The organism is Planktotalea sp. (genome assembly GCF_018607965.1).
Taxonomy (GTDB): domain Bacteria; phylum Pseudomonadota; class Alphaproteobacteria; order Rhodobacterales; family Rhodobacteraceae; genus Planktotalea.
Genome location: NZ_JABBAM010000002.1, coordinates 1 through 9222 on the forward strand (window position 1 = coordinate 1; position 9222 = coordinate 9222).

The 9222-nt window shown below is 52.9% G+C and carries 9 protein-coding genes; 8 read left to right on the plus strand and 1 reads right to left on the minus strand.

Features of this window, described 5'->3' with window-relative positions:
* Positions 1-674 (plus strand): metal-dependent hydrolase (locus QZ279_RS00040; protein ID WP_293446730.1); only part of this gene is annotated, 674 nt, incomplete at its 5' end.
* 4 nt (positions 675-678) lie between these two features.
* Here QZ279_RS00040 and QZ279_RS00045 read toward each other — a convergent pair.
* A complete protein-coding gene (locus QZ279_RS00045; RefSeq protein WP_293446731.1) occupies positions 679-1170 on the minus strand; it encodes a hypothetical protein in 492 nt (163 codons plus the stop codon).
* A 342-nt stretch (positions 1171-1512) separates the two neighbouring features.
* On the opposite strand from QZ279_RS00045, the gene QZ279_RS00050 reads away from it, so the two are divergent.
* The 7 genes from QZ279_RS00050 (at position 1513) to QZ279_RS00080 (ending at position 8956) form a co-directional block, all read left to right on the plus strand.
* Positions 1513-2274 carry an ABC transporter ATP-binding protein gene (locus QZ279_RS00050; protein WP_293446732.1) on the plus strand — a complete coding sequence of 254 codons (762 nt, stop codon included), beginning with the start codon at positions 1513-1515 and terminating at the stop codon, positions 2272-2274.
* Between the two features lie 8 nt (positions 2275-2282).
* Positions 2283-3287, plus strand: coding sequence for a branched-chain amino acid ABC transporter permease (locus QZ279_RS00055; protein ID WP_293446733.1), 1005 nt, complete (start codon positions 2283-2285; stop codon positions 3285-3287).
* Complete coding sequence (locus tag QZ279_RS00060) at positions 3284-4351, plus strand: branched-chain amino acid ABC transporter permease (RefSeq protein WP_293446734.1); 1068 nt, start codon at positions 3284-3286, stop codon at positions 4349-4351. The genes QZ279_RS00055 and QZ279_RS00060 overlap by 4 nt, the downstream gene beginning before the upstream one ends.
* Positions 4352-4386: 35 nt before the next feature.
* Entirely contained in the window at positions 4387-5595 is a 1209-nt protein-coding gene (locus tag QZ279_RS00065) for an ABC transporter substrate-binding protein (protein ID WP_293446735.1), read from the plus strand.
* A gap of 98 nt (positions 5596-5693) precedes the next feature.
* Positions 5694-6491, plus strand: a complete 798-nt coding sequence (locus QZ279_RS00070; protein ID WP_293446736.1) for an ABC transporter ATP-binding protein — start codon at positions 5694-5696, stop codon at positions 6489-6491.
* A gap of 10 nt (positions 6492-6501) precedes the next feature.
* On the plus strand, positions 6502-8304 hold the full coding sequence (locus QZ279_RS00075; protein ID WP_293446737.1) for an AMP-binding protein: 1803 nt from the start codon (positions 6502-6504) through the stop codon (positions 8302-8304).
* Entirely contained in the window at positions 8297-8956 is a 660-nt protein-coding gene (locus tag QZ279_RS00080) for an HD domain-containing protein (RefSeq protein ID WP_293446738.1), read from the plus strand. The genes QZ279_RS00075 and QZ279_RS00080 overlap by 8 nt, the downstream gene beginning before the upstream one ends.
* Positions 8957-9222 lie beyond the last annotated feature (266 nt).

Consider the following 9222-nt stretch of genomic DNA (forward strand, 5'->3'; position numbering starts at 1 on the left):
GCCATTCAGGTTTTCGCATCGAAATCGAAGACCAAGTGCTGCTGATTGATCCATGGCTTACCGGCTGTCCTGTCTTTCCAGAGGATCGTCGCGCAGACGCAATCAACGGTGCGACCCATGTTCTGATCAGCCACGGTCATTTTGATCACTGCGCAGACGGGTTCGAAATCGCCAAGCAACTCGATATCCCCGCTGTCGGCATTTATGACCACATGGGCTTTATGGAAGGCAAAATGGGCATCAAGACCGTCGGGTTTAACAAGGGCGGCACGGTGATGCTGGGCGAGGTCGCGGTCACAATGGTCACGGCCACGCATTCCAGCACCTATAATTCCGAAGATGGCCCAATGTATGCAGGCACCGAAAGCGGCTTTATGATCGCGGGCGAAGGCAAGGTGATCTACTTCAGCGGCGACACCGACGTTATGATGGACATGGAACTGTTCGAAGACTTGCATCATCCCGACATCGGCATCCTATGTGCGGGCGGTCACTTTACGATGGATATGAAGCGCGCGGCGTACGCCGCAAAACGATTTTTCAACTTTAGCACGGTGATTCCATGTCACTACAATACGTTCTCCGTTCTGGAACAATCTGTTCAGCCGATGATCGACGCAGTGCCAAATGCGACAGTAATAGAGCCGGAAGTGTTAGTCGCGATAGAACTTTGACCACTTACGCGAGTGGCAGTTTCAGATATTGCTGAAACGCTTTCAATAAATCCGCTGCCGGCGTCACGCCCTGAATAACGTGCTGACGCACGCCTTCACCGTTATAGAGAACCAAGGTCACATGCGGCAGCCCCTTAAGGCGCTGCTGCGCTGCCCCCTCTTCGGTGCTAATATTGGCAACGCGGTAAAGGACGGCGTCCGCTTCCAGCGACTTTAACGCAATGCGGGTCTGCTTTTGCAACGCGGCACACATGCTACATTGTGGGTCATGGATTTGCAGGATGACCGGCGTCCCTTGCCCGATTACACTTAGATCAAGTTCAATCAACTTGGATTGAAAATCCGCGGCCAAGGCGACACCGCCTCCCGTAATCGCAGCACCCCCTAAAGCATAAAGTGCGATCTCTTTTAAAGTCAGTCGTCGACTGACGCTGTGCGGCGCGGGTGACTGCGCGCTGGATTTGAGCTTGGTGCGTTTATTCGATTTGCGCGACATAGTTGCCTCTTGAATGGACGGGTCCCCTCAAGGCTTAGGAATCAAGAACACTTTAAGCTATTCACGATTGCCTAACATTGGATCACGAAAGGGTGCGTCCGTGTAAAATACCACATTGTGATTAGCGGCCATCACCCTAAGGAATGTTCAACAGCCCACATTTTCCAAGAGTTGCCAGCCACGCAAGGCCACTTCAACCTGACGTAACGTACAACCGCGTCAAAGTGCATTGCCAGACAGCCCTAACTCGCTAAGCTGCAGGTTTACAAGTGAGCGCCCCTTTCATGACAGATCGCGAAAAGCGACAGTTTGAGAGCGGCAATGGGGAGGACCCGATCAGCCATGCTGAGCGTATCCGATTTACATCTATCCTTCGGCGGCATCAAAGCGCTGCAAGGGGTTAACTTTGAAGCCAAAGAAGGCGAAATCACTGGCGTGATCGGTCCTAATGGCGCGGGCAAGACATCGCTTTTCAATGCGATTTCAGGGTTTTACGCCCCCGACAAAGGCAAAGTGCACTTTGACGGCGAAGACATCACAGGGATCACCCCTGACAAACGCGCCTCACTTGGGATGGCACGTACGTTCCAAAACATTGCCCTATTTCGTGGCATGACCGTGCTCGACAACATCAAGCTGGGTGGCCACACCCGCCTGAACACAGGCTTGTTTTCTGCGTTCAAATATTTCGGCTCTGCGCGTAAAGAAGAGCTGGAGCTACGCCGCGATATCGAAGAGCGCGTGATTGATCTCCTAGAGATCGACCACATTCGCAAATACCCCATCACCATGTTGTCTTACGGCCTGCAAAAACGGGTTGAGCTGGCGCGCGCCCTTGCAATGCGCCCCCGCGTTCTTTTGCTTGATGAGCCCGTCGCTGGCATGAACCGCGAAGAAACCGCCGACATGGCGCGCTTTATCTTGGATGTGCAGGAACAGTTCGGCACGACCATTCTGCTGGTAGAGCATGATATGCACATGGTCATGGATATCTGCAGCCACATTGTTGTTTTGAACTTTGGCCAGCAAATCGCGTCTGGCACACCTGCGAAGGTTTCCAAAAACCCGGCGGTGATCGAGGCCTACTTGGGCGCGGCGGCGTAAGGGCGGATATGGGACAGTTTATTCAATTTGCGATCAACGGCCTAATGAGCGGCGCAATATATGCGCTGATCGCGGTCGGCATCGTGTCAGTCTATAAGGCTACCAAAGTCGTGAACTTTGCGCATGGTTATTTGATCATGTTCGGCGCTTACTTTTACTTCACCTTCGCCGTCATCATTCCCGGGCAAGAATGGGCGCCGACATGGCTTGCGTCTTGGAAACCCGATTGGATGGTCGAAATGCGCGAAGGATTGGGCATGTTCTCACCCCTTGGCGCAGTTTTGGATTGGGCCGCGAACGTGCCGCGGATCATTCTGGGACTTGTCGGTGCGGTTTTGTGTAACGCCGTGCTTGGCCGCGTGGTTGAGCGCACATTGATGCGTCCGCTGATGGGCCAATCTGTTTTTGCGATGATCATGGTGACAGTTGGATTAATTTCGATCCTGTCAGGATCTGCTTCGCTTATCTGGACCGCAGACGCGGCATTCGTTCCCCACATCGCACCGAACACGCCAATCCGGTTTGAACTCTTCGGCTCAATGATCTTCCTCTTTGGTGCAGATATCGTGAACATGATCATTGCGTTGCTGATTTTCGGTGGCATCGTTGCAATGGTGAAATTCACCAAGAGCGGGGTCGCAATCCGAGCCACGGCAGAAGATCAATCAACGGCGTATTCTATGGGCATTTCGGTTCCCAAAATTTTCTCACGCGCTTGGGTGCTCGCATCTGCGACGGGCGCAGTTGCAGGCGCAATCCTAGCGACGCGCAACGGCATTTCGCCCTCGCTTGGCCTGTTCGGCTTTTCGGTCCTTGCGATCGTTTTGATGGGTGGTCTTGATAGCTATGTCGGCTGTTTCATCGCGGCTATGTCGGTCGGCGTGCTTGAGGCGATGACTCAATGGAAACTCGGCGGCGAATGGGCTGAAATCGTACCCTACGTAGCTGTTCTGGTAGTTATCATCTTCCGCCCACACGGCCTGATGGGCCAAAAAGAGGTTGAACGGATATGATCAACGGCAATCTCAAAGCCGACTACGGCGCAGACGAGCGGGTCCTGAACAACCGCAACAAACAATTGTTCGTCTATGGTAGCATGTTGTTGCTGGCGCTGTTCCCGTTATTCGCAGATGATTATGCGGTCCTTATGGCCTGTAAAATGGGCATCTTGCTGATCGCAGTTGTTGGGATCAACGTTCTGACAGGTTACACGGGTCTTGTGTCCCTTGGCCACGGCGCGTTTGTTGCGATTGGTGCCTATTCCACAGTGATTTTCAGCAATTTATTCAGCGGTTTACCTGCTGGTATCTTGCCTATTATTGTTGTGCCTTTAGCGATCTTAGTGTCCGCGCTCGTCGGTATTATCGTTGGCCTGCCCTCTTTGCGCGTGAAAGGTCTGTATCTCGCTGTTGCAACACTCGCAGCCAGCTTCATCGTGAAATTCTTGATCGAACAGGACCTGTTCGCACCTTGGACAGGCGGCATCGTTGGCATTGACACCCCCGTCCCTAACCTGCTGGGTTGGGAATTGGATACCAAACGCGAAATGTATGTGCTGATCACGGCACTGGCCGTTGGCACAATGCTGGCTGCGCAGAACCTATTCCGTACACGGGTTGGCCGTGCGTTCATTGCCATTCGAGATCGCGACTATTCCGCAGAGATCCTTGGCATCTCCTTGCTGCGCTACAAACTAATGAGCTTTGCGATCTCCGCTGGTTATTGCGGACTATCTGGCGCGCTCGGGGCCTACTTTTTTGCCCGCATCTTGCCAGAGCAATTCGGCCTAGATCTATCTTTGGAGCTGGTCGCAGCCCTGATTGTTGGCGGCATGGGGCGCACATTGGGACCTCTGTTCGGCGTGGTCGTCGTTCTACTCGTGCCTGAAATGATCAAAATCACCATGAGCGGTGCGACAGGTGGATCGCTCGAATGGGCGCGCTACACAGCACCCTTGCAAGAAATCGTATTTGGCTTGCTGCTTGTGTTCTTCTTGTTGAAAGAACCGCTGGGCATCAATCAAATCACTGACCGTATACTACGCTCTGCAAACCGTTGGCCGTTTGCGCGTGGATAAAAACAACGAAGGCCACCACATTGGGAGATGAGATTATGACACTGAACAGACGTACATTCCTAGCCACAGGCGCTGCCGCAACAGCCGTCATGGGCACGCCTATGATTTTGAAAGCGCAGCCAAAAGAATATGTGCTGGGCGCATCCCTGCCATTGACTGGCCCCTTCGCAACCGCGGGTCAGCTTGTGGCACCTGCGTTTGCATTGGCGCAAAAGATGTTCAACGACGAAGGCGGTATCGCGGGAACACCTATCCGTTTCGTGACCGAGGATTCAGGCTACGTTCCACAGAACACATTGGCCAACTATCAGCGCGCTTTGGCGACTGAAGGCACAGCCCTTGTTGGGTATTTCGCAGACTCCACCGGCGCAATGAAGCTGATGGCACCAGAGCTTAAGGGCGAGAACGCGCGCCTTATGGGTTCTACGTCCTTCGCATCTGAACTGGCTGATACAGCGACACACCCTTACCAATATGTGTCTGGCCCAACATATCAGGACCAGTTCGACATTTTGATGCAGAACATCAAAGCGGCGGGAGGCACGAAGGTTGCGATCATCTATTCCAACACAGAATTTGGCCGTGACCCGCTTGAGCATGGTCGCGCAACTGCGGATCGTCTTGGCCTAGAAATCGTTCTGGAAGAAAGCACAAAAGCACAGGGCGCGGACATTCCAACACACGTGACCAAGCTGGCTCAGTCTGGTGCAGAGCACTGTATCTTGCAAGGCTATGTGACAGGTGTTTGGCCACAGCTGATCGGTGGCGCACGCCAGTTCGGTCTGCCTATCCAGTTCCACGGAACATTCTGGGGCATGGAAAAGCTGATCGCGGATCGTATCACCGCAGAAGCGGGTCCGTTCTTAGCAGGGTATCAGGGCGTAATGCCGTACCGCTATTTCTATGACCGCGAAGGCGCACCGCGCTATAAGCAGTACGCTGCATTGTCCAAAGCGATGTTCGCTGGCACACCGCTAGAAAATTACATGTCCACTTGGGCATTGCAGGCGATGTGTGGCCTTGAATTGGCAATGAAAGCACTGCGCGACACGGCGGAAGCTGGCAATGAGCTGACGGCTGACAATGTTGCCGAGAGCCTGTCTGGCATCAAAGACTGGGACAGCGGTGGCTTCTTCGGTGGGCCAGTTTCCATGAATAACAACAAGATCGGCACAGGTCGTGTGTATGAGTATTCGCCAGAATCCAAACTGTTTACACCGGTTTCCGAGTGGTTGAGCACTTAAGTTGTTTCGGATGGCCTTCGGGCCATCCGACTGACGCGGGGGGCTAGCCCCCCGCACCCCCCAAAGTTTATCGGAAAGATGAAAAGGACACGTCGCGCATGCTGACAATCGAGAACATCGAAGTGAGCTATTATCACACAGTGCAAGCTTTGCGCGGCTTGTCGCTTGAGGTACCTCAAGGGAAAATTGTGACGTTGCTTGGCACGAACGGTGCCGGTAAGACGACGACGTTGAAGGCCGCCTCCAATTTGCTAAAGCTGGAGAATGGTGAAGTTGGCGAAGGCCGCATTCATTTTGACGGCAAGAACATCAAGAATACAGCCCCCGACGCTTTGGTTAAGCAAGGTATGTTTCATGTCCGCGAAGGGCGCCGCATTTTTGCAGAGATGGCGGTTGAGGACAACTTGATCGCAGCCTCTTACGCGCTGGATGGGCGCGGTATAAAAGCTGATTTCGATAAGGTTTACGCATTTTTCCCTAGATTGCTGGAACGCCGCAAGCAAATTGCGGGCTATCTCTCTGGCGGTGAGCAACAAATGCTAGCTTTCGGGCGCGCGATGATTGCACGTCCCAAATTGATTTTGATGGATGAGCCATCACTGGGGCTTGCTCCAAAGATCGTAAAAGAGATTTTCGAGACGATCCGACGTTTGAACACTGAGGATGGCACATCCATCCTCGTCGTTGAACAGAACGCAGGCGTCGCTTTTTCCGTGGCTGATTATGGCTACATCATGGAGAGCGGACAAATCGTTCTTGAGGGCGATGTCGAGACTCTCAAGAACGACAAAGACATCCAGAGTTTCTATCTTGGTGTTGCCAAAGATGGATCAGAGGTTCGCCAGTCGTTCCGCGATGTTAAACACTACAAACGCCGCAAACGCTGGCTGAGCTAAGGACATATCCATGACCGAGTTTCGTTCCAACGTTTCAATCGTTTCCTCGCACGCGATAAGTGATCCCGACCTTGTCGCCATGCGCCAAAAGGATTTTGGCATCTGGCAAGAGATCACGTGGTCCGGCTTTGAAGAGATCATGCACGCGGTCGCGGCTGGCTTGATTGAGCTTGGGATGCGCGACGGAGAACACATTGGTATTCTGTCTGAAAACCGCCGCGAATGGGTCCTTGCACAATTCGGGATCAATGCAGCGGGCGGTGTTGTGACGGGGATGTATCCCACCTCGCCCGCACCTGAGATTGAACATTTGGCGGGATCCTCTGACACCACAATGCTCTTCATCGAAGATCAGGAACAGCTAGACAAAATCATTGAGTTGCGTGGGAAACTGCCGAAGTTGCGCCAGTTGATAATCTTCAACCCCAAAGGCACGGCTGGTGAGACCGAGTTGAACCTGAAAACGTTCGATGACGTTTTGGCAATGGGGCGAGCAGCACTTGGCAACGGAATGGACAAGCTTGTTCAGGACCGTAAATCTGCAATCACACCTGAACGCACTGCGATGATGGTCTTTACATCAGGTTCCACGGGTCTGCCCAAAGCTGCTGAAATCAGCCACGAAAACCTATCGGTGGCCGCCGCCCTGAGCAAAGAGATCTTTGCAGGTTATCCCCAAGGCACCAATGTTCTCAGCTACTTGCCCTTGTGTCATATTGCCGAACAGAATGTAACGGTGACGAATGCTTTGGCCAGTAAAATGGTTATGAACTTTGGGGAAAGCCTGCGCACGATCATTATTGATCTGCGCGAAGTTGCACCACAAATTTTCTTCGGCGTGCCGCGTATTTGGGAAAAGATGCGCTCTGATCTGACTATCCAAGCGGCCACCTCGGGCAAAATCAAAGCCCCAGTGACGCTCTATGCGTTAAAGCAAGCTGAACGGCGCGGGGCGATCCGACGCGATGAATGGTCTTTGCCTGATAAGATCGCCAATGCCTTTTGGGACGCCACTGTTTACCGCCATATCCGATCCTACCTTGGTCTTGGTCGCGTGAAATTCGCGATCTCTGCGGCAGCTCCGATTTCGGAAGACCTTCTTGCATTCATGCGTGGCATTGGCATCAATATTCGCGAGGCCTGGGGCATGTCTGAAACCACGGGTGCCGCCACAATCCAACCCGATTGGGGGTGCTCGAAAGGACGCGTTGGGCATTTTGTGGATGGCGTAGATTACAAGATTGCAGACGATGGCGAACTGCTCGTCAAAGGCGGCATCGTCTTCAAGGGCTACTATAATCGCCCCGATGCGACCGCTGAAACAATCATCGACGGATGGCTTCATACAGGCGACGTGGCAGAGGCCTGCGATGACGGGTCCATCAGTCTGATTGACCGCAAGAAAGACATCATGATCAACGCGGCGGGCAAGAACCTATCACCGTCTTTGATCGAAAACATCATGAAAGCCTCGCCCTACATCAAAGAATGCATCGTGATTGCGGATCGCCGCCCTTACGTGTCTGCCCTCGTGCAGATCGACATGGACACGGTGCGCCTATGGGCCGAAAGCAAAGGCATCGCCTATACGACCTTCCGATCTTTGGCCGAACACCCAGATGTAGCCGCGTTGATCGATAAGGAAGTCGCCAAGCAGAACGTCAATCTCGCGCGCGTTGAACAGATCAAAAAGGTGCATTTGCTGCCTAAAGAACTGGATCATGACGACGGCGAAGTCACAGCCACGATGAAAGTACGCCGTTCAAAAGTGCATGACATCTACGGGGCCCAGATCGAAGCGCTTTATGGCTAACCTTGCCAACTTTTCTCCGTTTGAGGCGCTGGCGGAAAGGTTGTTGCCCTTCGCCATCCCAAACGGGTTAGACGGCGCGCATGATATCGCCCAAATTACGCGGGTTTGGACGAACGTGCGTGCGATTTCCAAGGTAGACGGTGGCGATTTAGAACTCTTGATCGCAGCGACCTTGTTACATGATTGCGTAAGCATAGAAAAGGACAGCCCAGATCGCACCAAAGCATCGTCGCTGGCCGCAAAAGCTGCGCGCATTCCGCTACGGGGCCTAAACTGGGACAATGCGAAGATCGACCAAGCCTGCCATGCAATCGAAGCGCATAGCTTTTCCGCAAACATTGCACCGACAACTTTAGAGGCACGCATTCTTCAAGATGCGGACCGCCTTGATGCGATTGGCCTTATCGGAGTCGCGCGCTGTTTTTATGTGGCTGGACGCATGGCGAGTGCTTTGTATGATCCAAATGATCCACGTGCCGAAAACCGCGCGCTTGATGATCGTTCTTTCGCGATAGATCACTTTGAAACCAAACTCTTAACCCTCGCGGACAGCTTTCAAACGAGCGAGGGCCAGCGCCTTGCAAAAGCGCGCCACGAAGAACTCTTAGCTTTCCACAACGCGTTTTTAACCCAAGTCGGGGCCTATTTGTGACAATGCAACGGCTTGCTACCAGCGTGACAACACTGACCACGCGGCGAGCTTTTTCGACAGCCACCCCCATGTGCAATTTCATTTGAAACGAAGTAGTGTCTTTAATCAACTTGGCCTGCATACACAGGGGATGGACTCGCTAAAATAAGTATGATCGAAAATAGTTTCATCGTGCGACTCTCCTACTGGTTAACAAAAAATTTAATGTCGAAAAGCACCCCGGGATTGTCAAGTTAACTTAGAGGCGAGTCAGGGCGCGCTTTCTC